We start from the raw sequence: 26,075 nt of genomic DNA on the forward strand, positions 1-26,075 counted from the left end.
CGTCGTGCGAACGCGGGCGCTTCGTTCGGCGTTCACGTCGTTGTGTGCAGTGGTCGTGCTCGGTTCCTGCGCGTCCGGAGCAACCACGACTCCACCGCCGAACTCACCGCAGTCGACGACTGTCTCGAACCCTTACGAGGACGGTCGGCGGAACGGCGTCGAGGCGCTGCTGCAGAAATGGGCGGACGCACTCCGCACCAACGACGTCGACGCGTTGGAGCAGGTCGTCGATCCCGCGGCGGATCCCGAGTTTCTGCAGGCCCAGGTCCGTCGAGCGAACGACATGTCCGCAGTCCCCTTCTCGGACTGGGGATACGAACTGGTCGACGAGCCGGAGGTTCCGGTTCCCTCGGCGATCGCGTCGCCGCTGAACGCCGCCGACGTCTGGGCGCCGTCCGTGGTGCTGCGCTACGCAGTGTCCGGACCCGACGCCGAATCGACACGGCGACCGGTTTCCCTGGTGGTGGCGCGGCGTGGTGACGAGTGGCGCATCGTGTCGGACACACCGGTGCCGGGAACGGATCGGACGACGTGGCGCGGGCCGTGGGACTTCGGGCCCGTTATTGCCCGATCGGTTGCCACCGCGGGTGGTACCTCCGTCGTGCTCGGCCATCCGGACCAGAGCGCGCTCGTCGACGCGGTCGTTGCCGAGCTGCCCTCGGCCGTCGATGCCGTCACGAGTTTCTACGGCGACGACTGGCCGCAGTCGGCGTTGATCTTCACCTCCGGATCGGCAGCGGAATTCGCGGCATCGGCCGGAGACGCCACCGCGGAGTCCGACGTCGCCGCCGTGACTGTCTCGGATGCGGTGCGCCAGGACCGGCCGGTGACCGGGCAACGAGTCGTGTTCGGGCCCGCAGCGCCTGCTCGGCTCACCGATGTCACAACCCGAACCGTTCTGCGCCACGAGCTCACCCACGTCGCGGCCAGATCCGACACCGTCGACGGCTCACCCATGTGGGTCCTCGAGGGGTTCGCCGACTATTCGGGCTACCGCGAATCGAATATCGAGTTCGACCGTATCGCACCGACTTTGAGTGCTGTAGTGATGCAGGGAGGTCCACCGACGGTGCTTCCGGAGGATTCCGACTTCGCGGCGGGGGGAGTGCGCACCACGCTCGCGTACGAGTCCGCGTGGTCGGTCTTCGCCTTCGTGGCAGCGGAATTCGGCGAGCCGGCACAGCGCCGGTTGTACATGCAACTCGCCGACGGCCCCAAGACTGCAGTCGAGACAGCGGCGGGCGTCGCCTCCGCTCTGGGAACAGGCTTGGACGAGTTCGTGAGCCGATGGGGGTCGTGGGTTCTCCAGCAGTCCCGCTGACCTACGGTGAACACATGCCTCGGACTCTGCTGGTGACGAACGACTTTCCACCACGCCCGGGCGGCATCCAGTCCTACCTGCACAGCTTTGCCACACGGTTTCCTGCGGACGAGCTGGTGGTCTACGCGCCGCGGTGGCGCGGAGACAGCCATGTGAAGTTCGACGAGCGTCAGCCGTTCGAGGTGGTTCGGCACCCGACAACGCTGATGCTTCCCACTCCGTTGGTGGCACGGCGGGCGGCGCAGCTGGTGCGGGCGCACGGATGTGATTCGGTGTGGTTCGGCGCGGCGGCACCGCTCGCGGTGATGGCTCCTGTGGTGCGACGCGCGGGCGCGGAGACAGTCGTCGCTAGTACACACGGTCACGAGGTGGGGTGGTCGATGGTTCCCGGTGGGCGGGGAACCCTGCGCATCATCGGCAACACCGTCGATACGGTGACCTACGTCAGCAAATACACCCGAGGCAGATTCGCCGCGGCATTCGGTCCACGTGCAGCCCTCGAACACGTTCCGTCAGGAGTGGACACCGACCGTTTCGCACCGGACGCCGGTGCGCGAGCCGAGCTGCGGGCTCGATACGGACTCGGAGACCGTCCGACTGTTCTGTGCCTGTCCCGGCTGGTACCGAGGAAGGGGCAGGACTATCTGATCCGATCGATCGAGGGCATTCGGGCGAAGGTGGACGGCGCGGTCCTGGTGATCGTCGGAGGCGGTCCCTACGAAGGAGCCCTGCGCACGTTGGCACGCAAGGCCGGTGTCGAGCAGCACGTGATCTTCACCGGGACCGTCCCTTCCGCCGAGCTGGCGGCTCATCACGCGATCGCCGACGTGTTCGCGATGCCCAGCCGGACGCGAGGCGCCGGTCTCGACGTCGAAGGTCTCGGCATCGTCTACCTCGAAGCGTCCGCGACCGGAGTCCCCGTCGTCGCCGGAATGTCCGGTGGCGCACCGGAAACCGTCCTCGAAGGCAAGACCGGCTTGGTGGTCGACGGCACGTCGGTCGATGCGATCACCGACGCCGTCGTACGGATACTCTCCGATCGAGCGCTCGCGACGTCGATGGGAAACGCAGGTCGCTCCTGGGTCCGAGCCGAGTGGCAGTGGGACGCATTGGCAGCGAAGCTTCGACGCTTGCTGTGATAGAAGCCGGGAAAGTCCAGGCTTCCATCACAGGCGACGTTCACTTGGAGTAGATGGCCTCGATGTCCTTGGCGTACGACGCCGTGATGACGTTGCGCTTGAGCTTCATGGTCGGTGTCATCTCACCGGCGTCCTCGGTGAAATCGCCTGGGAGTACTCGGTACTTCTTGATCGCTTCGGCGTGCGAGACGGTGGTGTTCGCGTCCGCCACAGCCGCATCGAGGTCGGCGATGAGATCGGGGTCGGTCGCGAGATCCGCAGCCTTCGCGTCGGCGGACTTGCCGTGTGCGTCCTTCCATCCCGACAGTGCGTCCTCGTCGAGCGTGATGAGGGCGCCGATGAACGGCTTCTGATCGCCGACGACGATGGCCTGACTGACGAGTGGGTGCGCGCGCAACCGGTCCTCGAGCCCTGCCGGCGACACGTTCTTTCCGCCTGCTGTGACGATGAGTTCCTTCTTGCGGCCGGTGATCGTGATGTATCCGTCGCCGTCCACCGAACCCAGATCTCCTGTGCGGAACCACCCTTCGTCCAAGGACTCGGCCGATGCCTCGTCGTTGCGCCAATAGCCGTCGAACACCACCGGGCCGCGGAGTTGGATCTCACCGTCCTCGGCGATACGGACCGTGTTGCCGGGGAGCGGTCGTCCGACGCTGCCGACGCGTTGGTGGCCGATCGTGTTGACCGCGAATGCTGCGCTGGTCTCGGTGAGTCCGTAGCCTTCGAAGATCGGTATGCCGATACCTCGGTAGAAGTGGCCGAGGCGTGCACCGAGCGGCGCGCCACCGGAGATCGCGAGTTGGCACTGTCCGCCCAGCGCGGCCCGCAACTTCGAGTAGACGAGTTTGTCGAACACAGCGTGCTTGACCCTCAGAACCAGACCGGCGCCTGTGTCCTGTGCTTCGCTCCACGCCACGGCAGTGTCCGCGGCTGCATCGAAGACCTTGCCCTTGCCGTCCGCGTGTGCTTTCTGCTTGGCAGTGTTGTAGACCTTCTCGAACACGCGGGGCACCGAGAGTATGAAGTCCGGGCGGAAGGAACCGAACGTCGCGACGAGATTGGGGATGTCGCTCGTGTGTCCGACGGCTGTGCCGGCGTCGAACGCGGCGATCGTGACCGCGCGAGCGAGAACGTGCGCCAACGGCAGGAACATCAACGTCCGGCTGCCGGGACGCAGCAACTCCTTCAGCGACGTCTCGCGAATTCCACGCGACTCGGCGACGAGGTTCGCGTGCGTCAACTGCACACCTTTGGGTCGCCCGGTGGTGCCGGAGGTGTAGATGAGCGTCGCTGGATCAGAGGAGCGCAGAGCGTCGACACGCGTGCGTACGGCGTTGTCCTCGACGGTTGCTCCGAGCTCGGTCAACCGAGCAACGGCTCCGTCCTCGTCGTTGCCTGCGTCGATCCGGAACGTCGTCCGAACCGAGTCTGCGGCGGCGACCACGTCCGCTGTGTCGGTGACGTGCTTCTCGGTCTCGAGGATCAGCAGAACAGGTCGGGCGTCGGACAGGATCCATTCCACCTGACCCGCCGACGAGGTTTCGTAGATCGGGACCGTGACGCCGCCCGAGGCCCAGATCGCGTAGTCCACGACCGTCCATTCGTACCGAGTCGACGACATGAGCCCGACGCGATCGCCCTGTTCGACTCCCGCGGCGATCAAGCCCTTCGCGACGGCGTTCACTTCCGTGGCGAACTGCTCGGCGGTGACATCGGACCAGGAACCGTCGACGGACCGGCGAAATGCGACCGACTGAGGTTCGGAGGCTGCCCGAGCGAACACGGTGTCCACGACCGACGCAGATTCTTCGACGACAAAAGCGGCGGGAGATGTGAACTCGCGCACGGTGACCTCCAATGAACGTTAGCTCTACTCACGAGTAGTCGGATTCGTCTCACTGTAGACCCGGTTGCGAGGCCGGTTCGACCGCCTCGTGCGCGCGCTGAAGTCCCGATGTGTGAAGCTCATCTCATGAGCAGTGTCCAAGTAGCCGATCAGACGTTTGTCGCTGCGCCGGGTTCCGCCGTGGCGGAGTCGCTGGGGCATCCGAGGCGTTGGCGCCGATGGTGGCCGGACCTCCGCGTCGACGTCACCGACGATCGCGCCGACAAAGGCTTCAGGTGGTCTGTCGAAGGCGCCCTCACGGGAACGATGGAGGTCTGGCTCGAGCCCGTTCCGAAGCTCGACGGCGTCGTACTCCATTACTTTCTGCACGCGGAGCCGGCCGTCCGGACGTCCATCGACCTCGCCGCGGAGAATCGACGACGACGGGTAGCAGGCAAGGCCATGGCGTTCGAAGTGAAACGGGAGCTCGAGGCGGGACGCGCGGCAGGTGAGCGGCCGTTGTGCGACCCGCCTGCCATCGTGTGAGATGAAGGACGGCAGTGCTCCCGGCACGGGTGACGTACGTACCTGCCGATGACATGAACAAGTGCGGCGTGAGAACAGAAGGGACACCGAGTAACCACGATGGCCGAGAGAACTCAGAGGTCGATCACAGTCGATGCTCCGTCCGCGCAGGTGATGGACGTGATCGCGGACTTCGATGCCTACCCGTCCTGGGTGTCGGCGGCGAAGTCCGTCGAGGTCGTCGCGGCCGGATCCGACGGTCGCGCGGAGCGGGTGAAGTTCGTACTGGACGCGGGCATGGTCAAGGACACCTACGAGCTGAGTTACCAGTGGGCGGCGGATGGAAAGTCCGTGTCCTGGGAACTGGTGTCGGGTGAGATGCAGAAATCGCAGAACGGCTCGTACACGTTGAAGGACAACGCAGCCGGCGGTACCGAGGTCACGTACGAACTCGCCGTGGACCTGAACATTCCGATGATCGGTCTGTTCAAGCGGAAGGCAGAGAAGGTCATCACCGACACTGCACTCAAAGAACTGAAGAAGCGAGTCGAAGGCTGACCGAGGCCCGTTCCGATGCCCGCACTGCAGTCCGGCTGTTCGTCGGCAAAGGCGGTGCGGGCAAAACGACGTTTGCGCTGAAGTCGGCTGTCGACGACGTCCGGGCGGGATCGCGAGCTCTCGTCGTCTCGTTCGATCAAGCGCACTCGGTGACCGACGTGCTCGGCGTGAACAACGGCCGAGCGGGCGGCGCCGAGCCCACGGCGGTCGAGCCCGGATTGGACGTTCTCGAACTGGACACTCTGGCCCTGGTAGCGACGAAGTACGCGGCGTTGACCTCCATCCTGTCCATGGCCGGCGCCGGCCACGAACACGGAGTCCGGTTCGGTGCGGTCGATCCCGAGGAGATCATCGGCGCTCCAGGGGTGCAGGAACTCGTCGGTCTCGATCGGTTGGTCGATCTCATAGATCAATCCCGTTGGGACACAGTGTTCGTCGACCTTCCGGCCACCGCGGACGCGCTGCGCATTCTTGAACTGCCGGACCTCGTTGCCGGGTATCTCGAACGGCTCTGGCCGCGCCACGACCGGATCGTCGCCGGAACCGGCACGGACCCGAGACTGACCCTCGTCGTCGCGATGCTGGAGAACATCGTCACCGCGGCGGAACGTATCAGGGAACTGTTCCTCGACCACTCTCGAACATCGATGACGGTGGTGCTCACCCCGGACCGAGTCGGCGTCGCCGAAGCCAGGCGGACGTTGTCCGCGGCTGCGCTGACGGGTCTGGCCGTGGACACGATCGTCGTCAACAAAGTTCTGCCGCTGCTCAATTCGTCGTCGATCGGCTTGGTCGGAGCGCACCCCGCCGTCTTCTGGTTCGAAGGGTGGCGGTCCGCTCAACAGGAGGTGCTCGGAGAGGTGTCCGACCTGGCGGCAGGTACGGCCGTCGTCGTCGTGGAACAGGCGTCCCAGGAGCCGGTAGGGTTGGTCTCTCTTGCTGCACTGAACACGCAACGGACCACCGACACGACGGACGAGCGACCGGGAACGGACACGCCGACCGTCGCGCACGAGTCAGGAACAGGGTTGGAGTCGATCTACGCGATGACGATGGTTCTGCCGCTCGTCGATCCGTCGACCCTCACTCTCGGACGCGTGGACGATGACGTGATCATCGGGGCCGACGGCGTTCGCAGGCGCGTTCGGCTCGCTTCCGTCCTGAGGCGATGCATCGTGCTCGGCGCGGAGTTCGACGCCGGGCGCCTCGTCATCCGTTTCCGTCCCGACCCGGCGGTGTGGCCGGCATGAAGGTCAGTGCGCGGGACGCTCGTCGGGGCGTGAGTTCGACGTGAACGAGCGCCATTCGGATGTCGCGGCTGAATTGTGGTCGCTCGCGGAGACGGTGCTGACGAGGTTGGAGCCTGTTCTCCGTCAAGCTGTCGAGGAGCAGAGCGAACGACCGAAGCAGGGGTGCAGTTGGTGCCCGGTCTGCGCGCTGGCTGCCTTGCTGCGCGGGGAGCAGCACGACCTGTTGACACTGCTCGCCTCCGAGGGTGCGACGGTTCTGGCGTTGCTGAGGCAGATCATGGCCGAGCACGCGGGCCGCCCTGCTCCTGGTGAGGGCTACGCCGGTGCACGCGACACCGCAGCGTCGTCGTCGGTGGAAGACACCTCCGGTGACATGCCTCACGGCGGGGACAGCACTGTCGGGCACGACACGGAAGACCCGATAGTTCGACGAGCGAAGTTCGTTCCGATTACGGTTACCGTGAAAGATGCGGCCACCGAGAAGCCCGGGAACTGACGGACAGCCGTTCCTGGGGTGGCCGAAGCACGAAAGCTCGAGATAGCCGTTGGGGGCGGCCGAGAAAGGTCGGACAATGAAACGGCAGCGTCAATCACTCACGATCGGTATCGATGTCGGAGGCACCAGTTTGCGTGCGTCCGTAGTCGACGCGTCCGGTCAGGTCATCGATTCCACCCAGTCGCCGACGCCGCACACCGCTGCGGCCCTCGAGCGCGGGTTGGAGCGTGTCGTCCGCGAACTCGCGACTCGGCACCCCGTGGAGGCAGTCGGTCTGGCGGTCGCAGGTTTCCTCGATTCCGATCGAACGTCGGTCCGATTCGCCCCGCATCTCCCATGGGTGGGTAGCCCGGTAGCCAAACGGATGAGCGATCGTATCGGGTTGCCCGTCGTGCTGGAGCACGACGCGAACTCGGCGGCGTGGGCCGAGTACCGATTCGGTGCTGCAGCCGACGGGCGCAACGTCGTGATGGTCGCCATCGGAACGGGTATCGGTGCCGCGCTTCTGATCGACGGCAAGATCTACCGCGGAAGTTACGGTGTGGCACCGGAACTCGGGCATATCCAAGTTGTCCCCGACGGTCGTGCCTGCCCCTGTGGCAAGCGAGGTTGCTGGGAACGGTACTGCAGCGGAACGGCATTGGTGGACACTGCGGTCGAATTTCTTGCCGCAGATCAGGGTTCGTCGACAATTCTGGCCCGTGAGGTCTTTCTCGATCCCGGTTCGCTGACGGGACGGAGGATCGCCTCGGCGGCTCAGGACGGCGACGAGATCGGTATCCGCACCATGCACGAGTTCTCTCGGTGGCTCGGTGTCGGGCTGTCCATGGTGAGCGATGTCTACGATCCCGATCTGATCGTGATCGCCGGCGGAGTGGCGACGTCGTCCAGTCAATTTCTCAACGAAGCGACCGAGCACTGTGCACGCCTGGTGACGGGTGCGGGGCACCGCCCACTCGCGACCATCCGCGCCACCCAGCTAGGCGAAGCCGCCGGAATGATCGGTGCGGCCGACCTTGCACGAAGCGCGTTCTCGACGGCGTCGCACTGACGCAGGCGAGGCCTCGCGCCGACGGTCCGGACGCGACCTCACGGTCCGGTTCTGTGATGCTTCTCCCGTGTGCGCACTATCTGTGGCTGGCGTCATAAACGGTAGGTACAGTTTCCTCTGCACCCGATACTCGACATCGTTGGTCTCACCAGGAAGGACGCCATGTGGTACTGGCTGTTCAAGTACGTCCTCATCGGTCCGCTCCTGGTTGCACTGGGTAGGCCGACGATAGAGGGCCTCGAGAACATTCCTGCGCGAGGACCGATGATCCTCGCCAGCAACCATCAGGCGGTTCTCGACTCGTTCTACCTGCCGCTGAAAGTGCAGCGGCGCATCACGTTCCTCGCGAAGAGCGAGTACTTCACCGGCCCCGGGCTCAAGGGCGCATTCCAGAAGTGGTTCTTCACCGCGGTCGGTCAGGTCCCCATCGACCGGACCGGAGCGGATGCGGCGCAGGACGCGTTGAATGCAGGCGCGCGAGTCATCGGCAAGGGCAAGCTCCTCGGTATCTATCCCGAGGGCACCCGTTCGCCCGACGGTCGGTTGTACAAGGGCAAGACGGGCATGGCGCGGCTTGCTCTGCAGACCGGTGTTCAGGTGGTTCCCGTCGCGATGATCGGCACCGACAAGATGAACCCCATCGGTTCCAAGATGTGGCGTCCGGCGAAGATCACCATCAAGATCGGTAAGCCCATCGACTTCTCGCGCTTCGACGGCATGGCGGGCAACCGCTTCGTCGAGCGCGCAGTCACCGACGAAGTCATGTACGACCTGATGTTGCTGTCCGGTCAGGAGTACGTGGACGTGTACGCGGCGTCGATGAAGAAGAAGCCCGAGGACTCCGCCGTCGCAGGTTCCGAGCGAATCCCGGACACCCGCGCGAGCTGAGTGTTCTGCGGGGTCGTCAGGACGAAGACGGGGTTCGACCGACTCCGGGCGAGCGAAGCAGCGCGATGACGACGGCGAGAGCAGCGGCGCCCCAGAGAACGTACGACGACGCCGCTACCTGGTCCCACAGCGGCCACCCGAGTCCCGAGTAGCGGCCGGGTGCCAGCCGCCAGTGCGGCGCGAAGTGCATCAGGACGACGCCGACGCCGACGAACGCCAGCGTCAGGTAGCTACGCCTGCGGTAGGCGAGTGCAGTAAGTGCCACCATGAACGGAACCACCCATACCCAGTGGTGAGACCAGGACACCGGGGACACCAGCAAACCGAAGATCGCGTTCACTCCCAGGGCCAGGGCGCCTTGCCCGGCCGAGAAAGCTCGGCGCATCGCAAGCGCCGCCACCGCGAGGACGCAGCACGACAGGGCGATCCAGAGAACCGAGCGAAGCGAATCGTCGAGTCCGAATCGCGCGAGCACACCGGTGATGCTCTGATTCGCGGGGTACGCGGGCCTACCGATTCGGTCGGAATCGATCAATGTGTCGGTCCAGTAGGTCACCGAGTCCGAGAACGTGATCAGGAATCCGAGTGCGGTGAACGCGGCAAAGCTGATACCGGCCACGACGGCAGCACGAAAGTCCTTGCGAAGCAGGAAGTACAGGACGAAAACGGCAGGTGTCAGCTTCACCGCGGCAACGAAACCGATGAGGAGTCCGCGCGGCCACGGAGTCTTACGAAGCAGGCAGTCGGCGGCGACGAACGCCATCAGCACGATGTTGATCTGCCCGTAGTCGAGAGTCGAGAACACGGGCTCGAGCAGAAGCGAAGCGGCGAAGATCCCGGCCGCGGACCACAACAGAACAGGACCGGGTAGGTGCTGTTCCCTCCATGCGGACACCGAGGCGCCGAGGGAAGACGCCACGCCGAGCGACCTCAACGTCAGCACGATGGTGGCGAACAGCAACACCAGGGACACACTCGTCACGATGATGTTCGCCCAGTACAGGCTCACCGCGGACAACGGACTGAACAGAACAGCGGCAATGGGCGGGTACGTGAAGGGAAGAGTGTTGCCCAGCGCAGTCGGAGGCATCTGCCCGTACAACGGCGAACCGGACGCGAACACGCCACCGCCGATTCGGTAGACGTCCAGGTCGATCCGGTAGTAGTTCCCGAGAGGTGTCAGCCCACGTAAACCGGGCAAGCCGAGAATGTTGTACGCGATGCCCGCCAACGCTGCGGCCGCGATGATCACGCACACGGCGACGAGCGACGGCGACGTGCGACGTCGCGTCGATCCCGCCGACGGATCCGCGGCGATCTCGGGTGTTTCCAGCATCGTGTTCCTTCTGCGTGCTCGATAGCGATTGACGACGGTGTGGCACCACCCACCCCGATTCTTCCGCAGGCTCCACTCACTGCTGAGCCTGATTCGTTCCGCAGGCTCCACTCACTGCTGAGCCTGATTCGTTCCGCAGGCTCCACTCACTGCTGAGCCTGATTCATTCCGCAGGCTCCACTCACGCCGACCCTGTGGCTGCCCGATAGTCTTCGAAGCGTGCGCTACTTCTACGACACCGAGTTCATCGAGGATGGTCGCACAATCGAGCTGGTCTCGATCGCTGTGGTCTCCGAGGACGGACGTGAGTTCTACGCCGTGTCCTCCGAGTTCGATCCCGAGCGGGCGGGCAAGTGGGTCCGCCGGAACGTCCTTCCCAAGCTGCCACCGTACTCGTCGCCGCTGTGGAAGAGCCGCGCGAGAATCCGCGACGAGCTGCTGGAGTTCCTGGTGCCGTACCCGGGTGCCGAAGTGGAGCTGTGGGCCTGGGTCGCCGCATACGACCATGTCGCGCTCTGCCAGCTCTGGGGGTCGATGACCGAGCTGCCTCGATCGCTGCCGCGGTTCACTCGCGAGCTTCGTCAACACTGGGAGGACCGAGGTAGTCCATATCTGCCTCCCGCTCCCGACGATGCACACGACGCATTGGCCGACGCCCGGCACAATCTCGCCAAATACAGGGCCGTCGAGGACGCCTCGAGCTGACACGGCGACAGACAGGGGAGCCCGACGCCGGCACCGGTATCGGTGCGAATATCCTGTAGCGGTGAACTGGACTGTCGACGTACCCATCGACCGCTTGCCCGACCTGCCGCCCTTGCCGTCGACATTGCGCCAGCAACTCGACGACGCGCTCGCACGGCCGGCGGCGCAGCAGCCGTCGTGGGATTCGGCCCAGGCAGCCGACATGCGGAAAGTGCTCGAGAGCGTTCCCCCGATCACCGTCGCAGGCGAGGTCGAGTCCTTGTCGGACCAGCTGGCCGCGGTCGCGCGGGGTGAGGCCTTCCTGCTCCAGGGTGGTGATTGTGCGGAGACGTTCGTCGACAACACGGAGCCGCACATCAAGGGCAACATCCGCACCTTGCTGCAGATGGCGGTCGTTCTGACGTACGGCGCGAGCCTGCCGGTGGTCAAGGTAGGCAGGATCGCCGGCCAGTACGCCAAGCCCAGGTCGGCCGATGTCGACGCGCTGGGCCTCAAGTCCTACCGCGGTGACATGGTCAACTCCCTCGTCGCGGACGAGGCTGTCCGCCAGCACGATCCGTCTCGCCTGGTGCGCGCGTACGCCAACGCGAGCGCTGCGATGAACCTCGTGCGCGCCCTGACCGGCGCAGGTATGGCAGATCTGCACAAGGTGCACGATTGGAACCGTGAGTTCGTCCAGAACTCGCCTGCCGGTGCCCGGTACGAGGCGTTGGCGGGGGAGATCGATCGTGGTCTGCGGTTCATGGACGCCTGTGGTGTCAAGGATCCCAACCTTGAAACCGCGCAGATCTTCGCCAGTCACGAGGCACTGGTACTGGATTACGAGCGCGCGATGCTGCGGCTGGACAACGCTGACGCCGAGCATCCCAAGCTGTACGACCTGTCCGCGCACTTCCTGTGGATCGGCGACCGGACCCGTCAGCTCGACGGGGCGCACATCGCGCTCGCAGAGTTGATCAACAATCCCATCGGGCTGAAGATCGGGCCGTCCACCACGCCGGACATGGCCGTGGAATACGTCGAACGCCTCGACCCGACGAACAAGCCCGGCCGGCTCACCCTCATCTCGCGGATGGGCAACGGCAAGGTCCGTGAGCTACTGCCGCCCATCATCGAGAAGGTGCAGGCCACCGGACACCAGGTCATCTGGCAGTGCGACCCCATGCACGGGAACACGCACGAGGCGTCGACGGGATACAAGACGCGACACTTCGACCGAATCGTCGACGAGGTTCAGGGCTTCTTCGAGATCCACCGCGCGCTCGGAACGCATCCGGGTGGACTGCACGTCGAGTTGACCGGGGACAACGTCACCGAGTGCCTCGGTGGCGCTCAGGAGATCTCGGATCTGGATCTGGCCGGGCGCTACGAGACAGCGTGCGACCCCAGGCTCAACACTCAGCAGTCGCTCGAACTCGCCTTCCTGGTCGCGGAGATGCTGCGCGGCTGAAGTACTGCCGCATCAGGGCAACGACACGACGGTGACCGTCGACCCCGGGGCCACTCTGGATCCAGGTCCCGGGGTCTGCGACACCACGAGTGAGCCGTCGGTGTCGAAGACCTGACGGACCTGTACGTCCAAGCCCAACCGCTGAACCGTCTCTCGTGCCGAGCCGACGGACCGGCCGAGCAGTGACGGCACCGACACCGCGTTCGAGATCTGCAGTTCCACACTGCTTCCCGCGGTGACGGACGTGCCGATCTCCGGTGACGTACCCGCGACGCGGCCGCCGTCGACGTCCTTGTCGAACTGCTCCTGGGTGCCTGACACCGAGATGTCGACGGCGGCGAGCGCTGCCGTCGCCTCCTCGGCCGTCAAGCCGTTCACGTCCGGAACATCCACCGGCGGTGCGCCTTTGGAACGCAGGATCTTGACGGTGTCGCCGACGGCGAGTGTGGTTCCCGGCGCCGGATCCAACGCCGCGACCCCGCCGACGGGTGCGGTGGTGCTGAAAGCCTCACCGCCGTCGACCGGTTCGAAAGTTCGCTCACGCAACAGATCCTGCATGTCACCGATCGAGATGTTCGACGTGATGTCCGGAACGGTCGGCTTGCCCAGCGACACGAGCACGTCGACGGTGTCGCCCTTCGCCACCCGTGAACCGGAGGCCGGGTCGGTGCCGATCAGAGCATCGACCGGCATGGTGTCCGAGTAGGTGCCCTGGACGGTGTTCTCCAGGTCCGCGGCCGCGAGCGTGCTCTGTGCGCTCTGCAGATCCAATCCGCCGATTTCGGGGACGGAGGTGTATCTGCCCGATCCCATCCACCAACCTCCGATTCCCACGGCGACCGCCAGTAGCGCGACGATGGTCAGCCAGATGACGATGGCTCGGCGCGAACGCTGCCGGTCGGCATCGAAGTCGGGGAACTGGTACTCGCGGCGACCCGGTGCGCGCGACGATGCGGCATCGGCCGAGTCGTCGTCGACGGTCGGTCCCGAAGCGTCGCCGCGATACGTCGGTGCAGTCTGAACGCGGGTGTGATGCACCACAGCATCCGGTGGGGGCGTGGACGACACCACCTGGGTGGGTGGTTCGGCGGCGGGGCGCTCGCCGGCGAACGTGGTGGGCGCACCCAACGCTGCAGCACTGCGATGTTCGGCCGAACGCCGCGGCGCAGGCACGCGGTACGGGGGCAGTTCCAACCGTCCACACACCACGCGGAGCGCACGTGCCATCTCGTCGGCGTTCTGGAACCTGGAGGCCGGGTCTCGATCGGTGGCGCGGGCCACCAGCTCGTCGAATTCCGGCGGTACACCAGCGATGTACGCGCTGGGATGGGGAACATCGTTGTCGATCCGCTGGTACGCGATCGAGAGGGACGTGTCACCGTTGAAGGGGGTACGCCCGGTCAGCAACTCGAACAGGACGACACCCACGCCGTACACGTCGCTGCCCGCATTGGCGGACCCGGTCGTCACCTGTTCGGGCGAGAGATAGGCGGCTGTGCCCAGAATGACGGAACTCGACGTGGCATTCGAGGCCGCCACGGCTCGAACGAGGCCGAAATCGGCGATCTTCACGTCCCCGGCGTCGGAGATGAGAATGTTCTCGGGTTTGATGTCGCGGTGAACGAGGCCTGCACGGTGAGCGGTACCCAGGGCGTCGAGAACCGGTCGGACCACTGCGGCAGCCGCGTGCGGCGGCATCGGCCCACGCTCACGGAGAAGTTCGCGCAGGGTTCCGCCCTCCACCAACTCCATGACCAGAAACGCGAACTCTCCGTCTCGGCCGTGGTCGTACACAGCGACGAGGCCCGGATTGTTGAGCCTGGCCACGGCCCTCGCCTCGAACTCGAACCGGGCGACGAACTGCGGATCCTCGGCGAACTTGGGGTCCATGATCTTGACTGCGACCGGTCGGTCCAGCCGGGTGTCGAGTGCGCGGTACACGGTCGACATTCCGCCACGTGCGATGGGCGCGTCGATCCGGTAGCGCCGATCCAGCAACGAACCCGTCGAAACGGATCCATGCAGATCTTTCCACATCACCTCGTCTACCTCCTGTGGAAAAAGTGGGCGCTGCCTACGTGATGGTAGCCAGGGTTGGTATCGACTTCGTCTCGGCCGCACCGAGCACCGACGTCGTCTCGGCCCGCGTTCGTGCGCGGTACGGGCGTTTTTCGTATACGAGACCGAAGCAGTTAACGTTACTGCAGTGAGCACAATCCCTTACTCAGGCGACGTCCTCGATCCGTCCGAATCGCTGCTACAGCTGACGGACGTGAGCAAAATCCTCGAGGTTCCGAAGTCGAGGGTCGAGCAGATGCTTCGCGACCGCCAGCTCCTGGCAGTCAAGCGTGAACGCGTCCCCGGCGTACCCGAGGTCTTTCTCGACGCCGAACGCCGCGAGATCGTCAAAGGACTTCCCGGACTGCTCGCCGTTCTCCACGACGGCGGATTCGAGGACGAGGAGATTCTGAAGTGGCTGTTCGAGGCCGACGACAGCCTCCCCGGTCGGCCCATCGACGCGATGCACGGTCACCTCATGCGCGAGGTGATCAGGCGCGCGCAGGCGATGGCGTTCTGAGGTTGATCCACCCGGTGGCGAGCAGCCTCGGCGCCGCCACCGACAGCCTCCGTCCGCGCGACACCCGCGCGCGCTCGAACAGCACTCGGTAGCCGTTCTCCTCGACCTCGCGCAGAATTCCGCTGTAGAGGAGCGACGCGGTCCGCATACCTGGGCGCACCCGAGGATCGAGAAAATCGATCCCTGGATCCGCGACCCGGTAGATCGCACGGGTGTGCACGATCAAGTGGGCAAGCGCGCGGTCCACCCGCGGATCGGTTCGTTTCTCCCGACGGCAGTACCGAAGAAGATCCTCGTCCACGCCGAACGCCGTTAGCTCGTCGGTGGGCAGGTAGATCCGGTCTCGGTCGAGGTCCTCGCCCATGTCCCGAATGAAGTTGGTCAGCTGGAAGGCTTCGCCGAGGGCAGCGGCAGGCTCCTCCGCACCGTCGACGGCGGTGCCCAGAATGGGCAGCATCTCGAGGCCGATGACGGCCGCGGACCCGTACATGTATTCACGAAGTTCGGGCATGGTCCGGTAGCGGGCCTTGAAGAACTCGGTGCCCGGGATGTCCATGCGCATCGAATGGAAGAACGCACGGAAGTACTCGTGATCGATGTGGTACCGGTTCACGGTGTCCACGAAGGCGCGAAGGACCATGTCCGACGGACCGGTGCCGAGTTGCTCGCCGTTCAGAGCCGCCGTCACTCGCAGTTCGAGCTCGTCGACGGAGGCGGCCGCACGTTCGTCCGCGGGCGCCAGAGACGTTGCAGCCGTGTCCGTTTCGGTCAGAGACCCGTCGACGTCGACGTCGATGATGTCGTCCACCATGCGCGCGAACCCGTAGAGAGCATGCACGGCAGCGCGCTTCTCGACCGGAAGAAGCCTCGTCGCGAGGAAGTACGTCTTACCGTGGCGGGCATTGAGATCCCGGCACAGGCGGTATGCGTCGTGCAGTGCTGGGTCGATCGCGTCGAGTTCACCCATGGTCGGCCGTACTCGTGCGGTCCGTCGTGTCGAGCTCGGACGTCTTCCTCGGACTTCTCTTCTCGGGGTGTCCGCGTAGGCGGAGCGGATCCACCCGAGTCAACGACACCGCAGCGACCACGGCCGCGAACGTTGCGAGCGCGACATGCGCAACCGTGTACAGCCCGATCGATCCGTCGGGCCGGAACACGAGCATCAACCAGGTGGACAGCCCCACGAGAACCATCAACGTCCTGGTCGACAACGCGAAACCGGCCGCGAGCGCCAGCGGCCACGAGTAGTACCACGGCAGAGCGGCGGGGGAGAGAACGACGATAGCGACGAGCGCGATGACGATGCCCTTCACCGCGTCCCGTTCGGTTCTGCGGAACAACCACCAGGTACCGACGATGATGACCGCCAACGCGAGCGCACACAGCATCCGTGTCACTTCGAGTACAGGGCCGAGACGGAGATCCAGGAACCACGACGTGCTGACGGTGACGAGGTGCGCGAGGATCGTGGGCAGGGATAGCCAGTTGATGATCTTGGCCGAGCCGGACAACGCCGTCAGCCACCCGATTCCGACACCGGCCACGACGGACGCGATCGCGAACACCGCGGCGAACACTCCTGCGCCGGTTCCCGCTGTCTTGGCGAACGACACGATGGGGGAGGACGGTGCACGATTCTCCGCGACGGCTTTCTCCCGTTCGTGAATCATCCAGATCCACACCATGAACGGCAACGCCAGCCCGGCCGTTGCCTTGATCGCGACCGCCACCGCGACCAGCGCGACGCCCGCAACGTGCTTGCGTTCGAGAACCAGGACGATTCCAGCGGTCATCAGACCGACCATCAGGAGCTCGTTGTGAACGCCGCCGATCAGATGGATGAGTACGAGTGGGTTGAGGACGGCGAGCCACAGCGCGATAGCGGGCTTGCCGCCGAGGTGCGACGCCAGACGTGGGACGGCCCACATCATCAACACGAGGCCCGGCAGCATCGTGATCCGCAGCAGCATCGTCCCCGCCACGACGTTGTCGCCGGTGATACTCGTGATGGCTTGACCCAGCAGGAGGAACAGCGGCCCGTACGGTGCCGTCGTCGTGGTCCAGACATTGCTCACGTTGTCCAACAGCATTCCGGGATTGGCCACCGGACCGACGGCGTACGGGTCGAAGCCGTCGCGTAGCAACGCCCCCTGCGCCAAGTACGAGTAAGCATCCCGGCTGAACATCGGGACGGCCAGCAACAACGGCGCCGTCCACGCCGGGACCACCCAACGCAACTCTCGCAGCGAGGTGCGGCCACCGAGCGTCGCGCGGCCCAGCCGGACCCAGGCGACGATCATCAGAAGGACACCGACCCACACGAGGATGCTGGAGAGAATCAGACCGTGGCCGAACCGTAGCCACGACAGGTGCATGGCTTCGAGCAACGGATCGCGGCGCCGGACACTGCCTGCGCCGAAGCCACCGAACGTGATGAGCGCCGCGCCCACGACTCCGAGGACGGCAGCGTGGCCTTCCGGACTACGAAGAAACGAAGCGAGGTGTCGAACCCGGGAATCACCCGCCGCACCCGAGGAGGAAGCAGTGCTCGAAACGGTGCTGTCGCCGGGTTTCTCGGATGGGGCCGAACCCTGAACCGGGGACATCGTTGCTGTCATCCTCCTCTCGGTGTCGCGGACTTGAAGTGCGTGTGGTCCGGACGGTGAACACGAAGCACCGCGCCGATGGCCGCAGTCAGTTTAGTTGGTGATTTCGCACGATCCGAACCATCCCGCGACTCGGGCGGATGTCACGGTGCGCCGACGATTCTCTCGGCGGCCAGTTTGCCGGACACCAGTACTGTCGGCACGCCGACACCCGGCGTGGTCGCCGAACCCGCCAACACGACGTTCGAGAGCCCGGCCACGAGATTCCGGCGTCGGAACGGGCCGGTCTGACGGAAGACATGAGCCGAGGAGAACGGCGAACCTTCCACCATCCCGCGATCGGCCCACGTCTGCGGCGTGTCGATGTGATCGATCGTCATCGACCGTATCCCGTGGTACCCGCGGCGCTCCAGCTCGATCCCCAGCTCCTGGACGTAAGGGTCGCGCAGCCGCGCCCAGTCCAGTGGTGCGCTGTCCAGATTGGGGCACGGGGCGAGCACGGACACCGGCTCACACGCCGTTCCACCCCGCTGAACCAGCAACGACCGATCGGACACCGAGGGACGCGTGATCAGTAGCGACGGATCGCTCATGAGGGAGCCACGCCCGGAACGAGCGGTGATACGGCGGAAAGTTGCCGCCCAGTCCGCCCCGAAGTCGATGGTGTGGTGCGACTCGCTCGGCCACGTCGCGGTCACGGACGTGGGCACGGTGCCGTGGAAGACCACCGCCGACGGCGACACCCGGCCGTAGCCACGGCGTCGGCCCGCGGAAGTGACGTCCGCTCGGTCCAACAGCGCGTCGACGACGGGGAGATCCGGCGTCAGGACAAGTGCGTCACACGGAAACTCGGTGCCGTCGGACGTGACCACCGACGTCGCCCGGCCGACGGTGACCACGATGTCCGCGACCTCGGTGCCGGTGACGACGGAACCGCCGTGCTTGCGGACTGCATCGGCCATTCCCGCCGCGATCGTCGCCATTCCGCCCACGGGGAAGTACACCCCGAGCGAAGTGTCCATGTGAGCGATCGCGCCGTAGACCGCGAGTGCCCGCGCAGGCGCCATCCCCGCGTACAGGGCTTGGAAAGTGAACACTCGACGCAAGCGATCGTCCTTCAGGAAGCGATCCACCTTGGGTCCGAGCTTGCCGAACCCGCCCAGACGGGCAAGGGTGAGGGTGTCGCGCAAGGCCGCCGGAGTCGACACGAGATCGAGAGGCGAGTCGAAGTTGGAGTCGATGTACCGATCGAACTCCGAGTCGAAGATCGCAGCGAGCCAGCGGCGCAGCGATCGATACCCCTCGGCCTCGGCAGCGCCGCACTTCTTCTCCACCTCCGCGGCCATCACCTCCGGGTCCGCGAAGACGTCGATGGACGTGCCGTCGGCGTAGCGCGTGTGATAGCTCGGCGCCAACGATTCGAGTTCGATCGCCGGGGTGACGGACTGGAACGTCTCACCCACGGCGGCGAGGGCGGATTCGATCAGGTCGGGCATCGTGAGCACACTGGCCCCGTTGTCGATGTCGTACAGGTGCGATCCGTCCTCGTCCTGTACGGGATAGATGCCGACCCGGCCGCCGACGGACTGCTCGCGTTCGAGCACCGTCACCGACCGTCCCGCACCGAGGAGACGCAGTGCTGCCGAGAGACCGGCCAATCCGGCTCCTACGACGACCACCGAGTTCGTGGGTCCATTGATGGCGCGCACGTGAGCCTTTCGTCAGGTGTTCGGAGCGTGTACGTCAGTACTTGCGCTGTGTTGCTGCTGTGCCCATGCGCCGCAGTTGTTCGGCCGCACCTGGCTCGCACTCGCTGTTGTCGAGCGCCACGAAGGCTCGTTCGGTGAGATCCGAGATCCTGCGTTCGACATCGTCGACGGCACCCAGCTCGGTCAACGCCGTTCGGACGTCGCCGATACGCTCCTCGGACAGTTCGTGATCGCCGAGCGACTCGCGGATCAACGCGGCGGACGGCCCATCCGCATCGGCCAACGCAACGGCCATCAGCACGGTCCTCTTACCCTCGCGGATGTCGTCGCCCGACGGTTTCCCGGTGATCGCCGGATCGCCGAACACGCCGAGCAGATCGTCGCGGAGTTGGAACGCCAGTCCGATGTCGGTGCCGAAGGAACGGAACGCCGCAATCAGCTCGGGTGACGCATCGGCCAGGGCGGCGCCCAGGTGCAGAGGACGTTCGACGGTGTACGCCGCGGTCTTGTAGCGGTTGACGCGCATCGCTGCCTCGACGGACTCGTCCAACCCGGCCTCGGCTTCGATGTCCAGAAGTTGTCCACCGAGCACTTCGAGTCGCATCGACGACCACACCGGCGACACGCGCGCGGAGGCGTCCGCATCGATTCCGGACTCGCGCAGCATGTCGTCCGCCCAGCACAGGGCGAGATCTCCCAGCAGAATCGCGGCCGATTCACCGAATCTGGCCGACGAGCCTGCCCAGCCGGCGGACCGGTGGCGATCGGCGAGAGCAACGTGCACCGTCGGGAAACCGCGACGCGTCGTGGAGGAGTCGATGATGTCGTCGTGGATCAGTGCGCAGGCCTGAACCAGCTCGAGCGACGAGCAGGCTTTGATCACCGCCGCAGCCGCATCGCCCGACGGCTGCCCGCCTGCGCCGAGCCAGGCACTCCACGCGAACGACGGGCGGACGCGCTTGCCGCCCCGGAGAACGAATTCGGTCAGGTCGCGCACGGCGGAGGCGTACCCACCGCCCACGGCGGCGACCTGTTCACGACGGGATTCGAAGAACTCCGCGAGAGCGGTCTCGACCAACTCGCGAGGTGCGGTGGCACCGGCCGAGTCGACCGGTGCGCCGATGGAGGTGTCGACGGTCGTCAGGTCGACGGTGCTGGGCGTGGTCGTTTTCCCGGACAGAAGATCCTCCAGTCGATCCGAACGTGCAGGCTGCGGTTTCAACAGTAGCGGTCCGCGTCCGATTCGCACGCTCCGCGACCTTCCCTCGCACCACCTCAGGCGAGAATCTATGATGTCTCGGTGACATTTGATTCCGTCAGGGGGCGGTCGAGCGACGGATTCGTGACGAGGACGCCGTCGATAGTGGACCGGCTGCGCAGTGACGGCGCGGCACGGATTCCGTTCTCTGTCGAGTTCTCACCTCCTCGCGACGAGGCCGGTGAAGCTCGTTTGTGGCGCGCGGTGCGGGAATTCGAGCAGCTGCAGCCTGCGTTCGTGTCCATGACCTACGGGGCGGGTGGGTCCACCAGGGATCGGACGGTGCGTGTCACCGGCCAGATAGCCGAGGAAACGACGCTGCTGCCCGTGGCGCACCTGACCGCCGTCTCGCACAGTGTGGACGAGCTGCGATCCATGGTCGGTTCCTATGCGGACCGCGGAATCTCCAACATCCTGGTCCTTCGTGGTGACCCTCCCGGTGATCCGCTCGGCGACTGGGAAAAGCATCCGGACGGTGTCGAATACGCGGACGAGCTGGTCACGCTCGTGCGGGAGCTGGGCGACTTCCACGTCGGTGTCGCGTCGTTCCCCGAAGGCCACTACCGTGCGCTGAATCTGGAACAGGACACCCAGGTTCTGGTGAACAAGCTCCGTGCAGGAGCCGAGTACTCCATCACCCAGATGTTCTTCGACGTCGACGACTACCTCCGTCTGCGAGATCGGGTGGCCGCGTTCGACCCCGAGCAGGGGGCAAAGCCCATCGTCCCGGAGATCATGCCGATCACGTCGCTTCGCACGGTGCGACGGGCCCTGGCGCTGTCCGGGTCTGCGCTGCCGAAAGCGTTGGACGACCGCTTCACCGCCGCAGCCGGGACCGGCCGAGAAGAGGACAGGGCAGCGGTGCGCGAAGTGGGTATCGAACTCGCGACGCAGATCGGTGAGCGGCTGATCGCCGAAGGCGCACCGGCGTTGCACTTCATCACCCTGAACTTCGCGAAGGCGACGCGCGAAGTGCTCACCAACCTCGGATTGTGCGCCGCCAGGGTCTAGGACCCAACGGTTGTCGGTAGCACGTGCCCGGAGAACTCGTCAGAGCGGACGACCCTTCCAGGTGATCGAGCCGGTCCTCGATCTGAGAAACGAGTCGACCGTCAGTGCGCCGTACAGCAGCACGGACACCGGGTGAACCGACGCTGCAGCAACAGCTCCTGGACCGACGACCCCCGACTCGGCTCGGGCGGCCACGACACGTGCTGCCACCGCCGCGCCGTACCCCACGAGCCCCCACCGACGAGTACGGCCCGAGCCGAACACTGCAGCGACGGGCGGAAGCACGTAGGCGAGCGCAGCCGCGCCGAGAACCGCGGTCGAACCGACCGGACCGCCGAACGCACTCCACAGCCAGCGGCTGTATCCCGCGCGGAGATCGGACCAACCGTCGTACATCCGGCACCGGGCCAGCTCACCACCCAACACCACGGCCGTACGGTGCCCGGCCCTGCGTAGCGCCCGGGCGATGTCCAGATCCTCCGTGGCGCTGCTCGCGACCGACTCGTGCCCCCCGACATCTCGATACGCGGCGGCGTCGAACATCAGGAACTGACCGCACGCGACGACGGTCGACGGCCTGGTCGAGGTGTTGGCGACCCGTACCGGCAGCGTCGACAACCAGGAGAAACTCAGGAGTGGTTGCACGAGACGCTCGGCGACGCTGTCCGCCCGTTGCCGTGGCCACGGACTGACGAGGGCGCTACGCCCGCGTCGGAGCTCCGTCACGGCCGCAGCTATCGCCCCGGCCGACAGGCGCACGTCGGCGTCGACGAACGCTATCCAGTCGGGCTCGCCCGCCAGAGCTCGCGCCGCCAGCGTGCGGCAGGCAGCCGCTTTGCCCGTCCATCCCGGTGGCGGTTCCGTCGTCGAGCGGCGTACGTCGAACCGTGGATCGGAATCAGCCGCGGCGACGGCAGCGCCGAACGTGCCGTCGGTCGACCCGTCGTCGAGAACGAACACCTCGAGGGTGGGGCAGTGAACCTGCTGCCGTAGATCGGTGACGACCGCCGAGACCAGATCGACCTCGTTCCTTGCCGGTATGCAGACGGCGACCGAGCCGGGAACATCGGATGTGGGCCGCCGCAGCGACCTCATCGACAGCGCATTGACGAGCGTCGTCGCCGCACCGACACCAGCGAGAGCCGCACCGGCCGCCGTCGCCCGCCTGACCGCGTCGCGGAAATCGGTCACACGGACGACGGTGTGCGTCGCACGGGAGGATTGCGTGTCACCCACGCCATGGCGCCGACGATCGCTGCGATGCCGACGGTGACGCCCCCGACGATTCCTGCCCATCCTGCGAAACTGCGTGTGTTCGGGTCGGGGTAGTTGACCTCGGCGCGCATCGACGTGACCTCACCCGCCGGCAACTTCCAGGTGATGATGTTGTCGCCCTCACGGGTTCCGTTGGTGGTACCGATTCGAGCCGGGAACGCGATGGTGAACTGCACGTCCGTGCCCTGAGCGGGAACGTTCTGCAGATCGGCCTTGCCGTCCAGAGTGACGGTGTCCCCAGCGCGCTGGAGCACCAGTTGATAGCTGCCCGTTGCCTGTTCGGACATCTGGCCGAGGGTCTGCACGTCTCCGAAGGACAGATCGTTGAATCGAGCTTCGGTGCCCACGTATCCGTCCTGGCGGTACTCCTGGATGCGGATCTTGCTGGCAAGAGTCGACGGTGCGACCAACTGGGGGCCGGTGTCGGCGTCCGACGTGGGAATCGTCGCGGCCACGATCTGACCGGACACCCGATCGTCCGCGGACACACCGATCGACACCTGGGCGCGGAGGCACCCGGTCAGTAGCGGCGCGAGCAACAGGGTGAGCGCGAGCACCTTCGCGATGCGGTTCCGTCTACGAGTACTACGTTCGCGTGATGTCGACTGCACAGCGACATCGTGCCAGAGAACCAGACCGGTCGACGACGCACGGTGACGATCACCGCGCCGTGTCGATCGTCCTTCGCCTCGATCGGGTGGTCCACGTCCACGCGAGGGGAACGCCGACGGTCCCCATGACGACGAACCCGTAGATCGCGGAGAATCGAAATTCGGGACCGGAGAGGAAGACTGCGTGCGCGAAGGCGGAGCCGAGCCACGTCCACATGAACAGGACGATGGGTGCGGAATCTGTGAGACGAGGCGGATCCGTCCGGATCACCGACTTTCCGGCGAACTCCACGATCACGGCCATCGACAGTGCCACGACGAACCAGCCCAGATAATTCGTCACCGGAATCGACGGGATCCCGGGGAGTCCGGCGATGGGCGAGGTCCATGTCCACTGCCCGTCCGTGACCATCTGGGTGTCGAGGTAGAGGTCCCAACCGACCATTGCGACCGCCGTCATGACGATCCGGTGCAGCGGCGCTCGCTGATCCGGACCGACACGGTGCAGCAGAAGCGAGACCGCGCACCAGATGGGGTAGAAGCCGGCCGTCCAGGCCAACGGCACCACCGCGGGAACACCGAGGATGTCCGGGCCGAGTCGACTCGTGGCGTAGAAGTACGAGCCGAACGGGAACCCGGTTGCGGTGCCGACGATCTCGGCAGCGATACCGAGCCCGGCCGTGGTGACGAACAGTACTGCCGCCCACTTGACGCCCCGGGTGATCGCGGCGTGCGCGAGAGCGGACGCCGCGAGGAGCGCGACGACGGCGACAGTCACGACATCGCGGTTCGAGCCGCTCACGAGCGGATAGACGATCTGCGCCGTCACTGCACTTCCGGCGAGGATCCACACGAATCTGTTCATCGCCGCTTCCGTCCCAGCCACGCTCGGACACGGCCGCCGCCGTGGTCGGACAACGCGATCTTCGCCGCCGTCCGTCCGCTGGCCGCGGACACGCCGCCGCCGGGATGGGTGGATGCGCCCGTCAGGTACAACCCCTGCGCACCGGGCACACGATGGCCCGCGAGTTCGGGGACGGGACGCCAGATCATCATCTGGTCCAAGGACATCTCCACGTGCATGATGTTCCCGCCGATCATTCCCAGTTCGCGCTCGATGTCGGTGGGGGACTGGACGTAACGGTGCAGGATCGTGTCGCGGAAGCCGGGCGCGTACGACTCGAGCGAGTCCACGATGCGGTCGGCTTCGGTCTCCGCAAGATCCGTCGCCACGCGCTCGGTGTCCGACGCACGCCATCGCCGTCCGTCGGACAGGGTGTGCGGGTGCCACTGCGACCAGAGGGACACCTGGTGTTCACCCTCCGGTGCCACGCTCGGTTCGATTGCAGTGAACGACATCCCGAGGACGGCAGGCTCGGGCGGCAGATCTCCTGCCAAGGCGTGACCGTGCGCACGGCGCAGTTGCCGACGATCGTGCACGAGCAACTGCAGACCGGAGGTACCGTCCTGCACCGATGGTGCACTGGAATACTGCGGCACGGCGGAGGTCGCGAGTCGGACCGCCATTCCCAGGCCGGGCCCGACGCGGATTCCTCGGCGCCACGCCTCCGTTCGTCGACGATCGAATCCTCCGGCGTCGAGCAGGTCCAGAGTCGTCAGAACATGGCAGCCGGCGACGACCGTGCGACTGCGAATCGACCGACCCGATTCCGTGTGCGTCGTCCACCCGTCGCCGGACCGCGCCACTGATACGGCGCCGTCACCGACGGTGAGCCGACCCCCCGTGGCGACGAGCTTCGAGATCATTGCCTCGGTCAACGCGCCGCTTCCGCCGACGGCGCGACCGGGTGGAAGTGCGTGCATCAGCGCGGCGAAGCCAACCATGGGGGCGGTGCCCGGTTCCGACATCGGCGGGCCGGACTGCGCACCGAACCATGCGAGGGCAGCTTTCAGCCTCTCCGACGAGAACGTGGCGTCGAGCAGCGCGTCGCCGGTCGTGAGGAACTCGCGGGAGAGAGCACTCCCGCCGTCCGGCGCATCGAGTCCCCAGAAGGAGCGCACCAGATTGGCTCCCGTCGGCGCCGCCGAGAACGCTTTCATGGTGCGTGCGCTGCGCGGCCCCCAGGACGCGACGAACGTCCGATACGCTTTCGCATCCGCAGCACCGCACGACCGCGCGATGGAGTCACAGGTGGAGTCGAGGTCGCGACGAAACACAATGGCCTCGTCGTCGGTACCGGGTGCGCCGGGAGCGATCGCCCACGGATCGCAATCGACGTAGGCGAGACCATGGTCGGCCAGACCGAGTTCCTCGACGATGCCGGTATGCCGAACCATGATGTGAGCAGACGAGCCACGGTCGACTCGGTGTCCGGGAAAGCGCTCGGCGGACGACACACCACCACCTGCGATCGTGTCCTTCTCCACGACTTCGACGGACAGGCCGGCGTCGGCCAGGTAACACGCGGAAGTCAAGGCATTGTGGCCTGAGCCCACTACGAGAACATCGATCACGGCACCAG

At 65.8% G+C, this 26,075-nt stretch carries 23 protein-coding genes; 12 read left to right on the plus strand and 11 right to left on the minus strand.

Annotation, left to right across the window (positions count from 1 at the left end; translation table 11 throughout):
- Positions 1-4: 4 nt before the first annotated feature.
- A complete protein-coding gene (locus tag CH289_RS20790; RefSeq protein ID WP_033188552.1) occupies positions 5-1,321 on the plus strand; it encodes a membrane protein in 1,317 nt (438 codons plus the stop codon).
- Between the two features lie 14 nt (positions 1,322-1,335).
- The gene (locus CH289_RS20795) at positions 1,336-2,460 is read left to right on the plus strand and encodes a glycosyltransferase family 4 protein (protein WP_179276846.1); all 1,125 of its coding nucleotides are present in this window, start codon (positions 1,336-1,338) and stop codon (positions 2,458-2,460) included.
- 40 nt (positions 2,461-2,500) lie between these two features.
- Here CH289_RS20795 and CH289_RS20800 read toward each other — a convergent pair whose 3' ends face one another.
- The gene (locus CH289_RS20800; protein ID WP_179276847.1) at positions 2,501-4,306 is read right to left on the minus strand and encodes an AMP-dependent synthetase/ligase; all 1,806 of its coding nucleotides are present in this window, start codon (positions 4,304-4,306) and stop codon (positions 2,501-2,503) included.
- A 126-nt stretch (positions 4,307-4,432) separates the two neighbouring features.
- Between CH289_RS20800 and CH289_RS20805 the strand changes: the two genes are divergently transcribed.
- The 6 genes from CH289_RS20805 to CH289_RS20830 all read left to right on the plus strand — a co-directional run bounded on the left by CH289_RS20805 (position 4,433) and on the right by CH289_RS20830 (position 9,053).
- Entirely contained in the window at positions 4,433-4,831 is a 399-nt protein-coding gene (locus CH289_RS20805; protein WP_026347917.1) for a hypothetical protein, read from the plus strand.
- Positions 4,832-4,930: 99 nt separating this feature from the next.
- A complete protein-coding gene (locus CH289_RS20810) occupies positions 4,931-5,368 on the plus strand; it encodes an SRPBCC family protein (RefSeq protein ID WP_019665955.1) in 438 nt (145 codons plus the stop codon).
- A complete protein-coding gene (locus CH289_RS20815) occupies positions 5,365-6,618 on the plus strand; it encodes an ArsA family ATPase (RefSeq protein ID WP_179276851.1) in 1,254 nt (417 codons plus the stop codon). Before CH289_RS20810 ends, CH289_RS20815 begins: the two co-directional genes overlap by 4 nt.
- A 40-nt stretch (positions 6,619-6,658) precedes the next feature.
- A complete protein-coding gene (locus tag CH289_RS20820) occupies positions 6,659-7,114 on the plus strand; it encodes a hypothetical protein (protein WP_019665953.1) in 456 nt (151 codons plus the stop codon).
- 76 nt (positions 7,115-7,190) lie between these two features.
- Positions 7,191-8,165: an ROK family protein gene (locus CH289_RS20825; protein WP_019665952.1), complete on the plus strand. Its 975-nt coding sequence runs from the start codon at positions 7,191-7,193 to the stop codon at positions 8,163-8,165.
- 162 nt (positions 8,166-8,327) lie between these two features.
- The gene (locus CH289_RS20830; RefSeq protein WP_019665951.1) at positions 8,328-9,053 is read left to right on the plus strand and encodes a lysophospholipid acyltransferase family protein; all 726 of its coding nucleotides are present in this window, start codon (positions 8,328-8,330) and stop codon (positions 9,051-9,053) included.
- 16 nt (positions 9,054-9,069) lie between these two features.
- On the opposite strand, the gene CH289_RS20835 is transcribed toward CH289_RS20830, so the two are convergent.
- Positions 9,070-10,389, minus strand: a complete 1,320-nt coding sequence (locus CH289_RS20835) for a glycosyltransferase 87 family protein (protein WP_094728468.1) — start codon at positions 10,387-10,389, stop codon at positions 9,070-9,072.
- A 219-nt stretch (positions 10,390-10,608) separates the two neighbouring features.
- Between CH289_RS20835 and CH289_RS20840 the strand changes: the two genes are divergently transcribed.
- Complete coding sequence (locus CH289_RS20840; protein ID WP_019665949.1) at positions 10,609-11,094, plus strand: polyadenylate-specific 3'-exoribonuclease AS; 486 nt, start codon at positions 10,609-10,611, stop codon at positions 11,092-11,094.
- A 61-nt stretch (positions 11,095-11,155) separates the two neighbouring features.
- The gene (locus tag CH289_RS20845) at positions 11,156-12,544 is read left to right on the plus strand and encodes a class II 3-deoxy-7-phosphoheptulonate synthase (protein WP_019665948.1); all 1,389 of its coding nucleotides are present in this window, start codon (positions 11,156-11,158) and stop codon (positions 12,542-12,544) included.
- Positions 12,545-12,556: 12 nt separating this feature from the next.
- Here CH289_RS20845 and pknB read toward each other — a convergent pair whose 3' ends face one another.
- Positions 12,557-14,581 (minus strand): Stk1 family PASTA domain-containing Ser/Thr kinase, encoded by a 2,025-nt coding sequence (gene pknB / locus CH289_RS20850; RefSeq protein WP_033188557.1) that lies wholly within the window; start codon positions 14,579-14,581, stop codon positions 12,557-12,559.
- Between the two features lie 169 nt (positions 14,582-14,750).
- On the opposite strand from pknB, the gene CH289_RS20855 reads away from it, so the two are divergent.
- Positions 14,751-15,122, plus strand: a complete 372-nt coding sequence (locus CH289_RS20855; RefSeq protein ID WP_019665946.1) for an Rv2175c family DNA-binding protein — start codon at positions 14,751-14,753, stop codon at positions 15,120-15,122.
- Here the strand turns inward: CH289_RS20855 and CH289_RS20860 are convergent.
- The 4 genes from CH289_RS20860 to CH289_RS20875 form a co-directional block, all read right to left on the minus strand.
- Complete coding sequence (locus CH289_RS20860) at positions 15,094-16,089, minus strand: phytoene/squalene synthase family protein (protein WP_094728470.1); 996 nt, start codon at positions 16,087-16,089, stop codon at positions 15,094-15,096. The two genes, CH289_RS20855 and CH289_RS20860, sit on opposite strands and share 29 nt — an antisense overlap.
- Positions 16,082-17,728: an alpha-(1->6)-mannopyranosyltransferase A gene (locus tag CH289_RS20865; RefSeq protein WP_033188558.1), complete on the minus strand. Its 1,647-nt coding sequence runs from the start codon at positions 17,726-17,728 to the stop codon at positions 16,082-16,084. The genes CH289_RS20860 and CH289_RS20865 overlap by 8 nt, the downstream gene beginning before the upstream one ends.
- 143 nt (positions 17,729-17,871) lie before the next feature.
- Complete coding sequence (gene crtI / locus CH289_RS20870) at positions 17,872-19,437, minus strand: phytoene desaturase family protein (protein WP_033188559.1); 1,566 nt, start codon at positions 19,435-19,437, stop codon at positions 17,872-17,874.
- 34 nt (positions 19,438-19,471) lie between these two features.
- Complete coding sequence (locus tag CH289_RS20875; RefSeq protein ID WP_033188603.1) at positions 19,472-20,659, minus strand: polyprenyl synthetase family protein; 1,188 nt, start codon at positions 20,657-20,659, stop codon at positions 19,472-19,474.
- A 120-nt stretch (positions 20,660-20,779) separates the two neighbouring features.
- Between CH289_RS20875 and metF the strand changes: the two genes are divergently transcribed.
- Positions 20,780-21,706 carry a methylenetetrahydrofolate reductase [NAD(P)H] gene (metF, locus tag CH289_RS20880; RefSeq protein ID WP_170947570.1) on the plus strand — a complete coding sequence of 309 codons (927 nt, stop codon included), beginning with the start codon at positions 20,780-20,782 and terminating at the stop codon, positions 21,704-21,706.
- A gap of 39 nt (positions 21,707-21,745) precedes the next feature.
- Here the strand turns inward: metF and CH289_RS20885 are convergent, their stop codons facing one another.
- The 4 genes from CH289_RS20885 to CH289_RS20900 are packed head-to-tail and all read right to left on the minus strand — an operon-like array spanning position 21,746 to position 26,067.
- Entirely contained in the window at positions 21,746-22,897 is a 1,152-nt protein-coding gene (locus tag CH289_RS20885) for a glycosyltransferase family 2 protein (RefSeq protein ID WP_019665940.1), read from the minus strand.
- Positions 22,894-23,592 (minus strand): LppM family (lipo)protein, encoded by a 699-nt coding sequence (locus CH289_RS20890; RefSeq protein WP_019665939.1) that lies wholly within the window; start codon positions 23,590-23,592, stop codon positions 22,894-22,896. Before CH289_RS20890 ends, CH289_RS20885 begins: the two co-directional genes overlap by 4 nt.
- Before the next feature lie 49 nt (positions 23,593-23,641).
- Positions 23,642-24,457 (minus strand): carotenoid biosynthesis protein, encoded by an 816-nt coding sequence (locus CH289_RS20895; protein ID WP_170947565.1) that lies wholly within the window; start codon positions 24,455-24,457, stop codon positions 23,642-23,644.
- Entirely contained in the window at positions 24,454-26,067 is a 1,614-nt protein-coding gene (locus CH289_RS20900) for a phytoene desaturase family protein (protein WP_094728472.1), read from the minus strand. Before CH289_RS20900 ends, CH289_RS20895 begins: the two co-directional genes overlap by 4 nt.
- Between the last annotated feature and the right edge of the window lie 8 nt (positions 26,068-26,075).

The sequence above is a fragment of the Rhodococcus sp. RS1C4 genome (assembly GCF_002258225.1).
GTDB lineage: Bacteria > Actinomycetota > Actinomycetes > Mycobacteriales > Mycobacteriaceae > Rhodococcoides > Rhodococcoides fascians_E.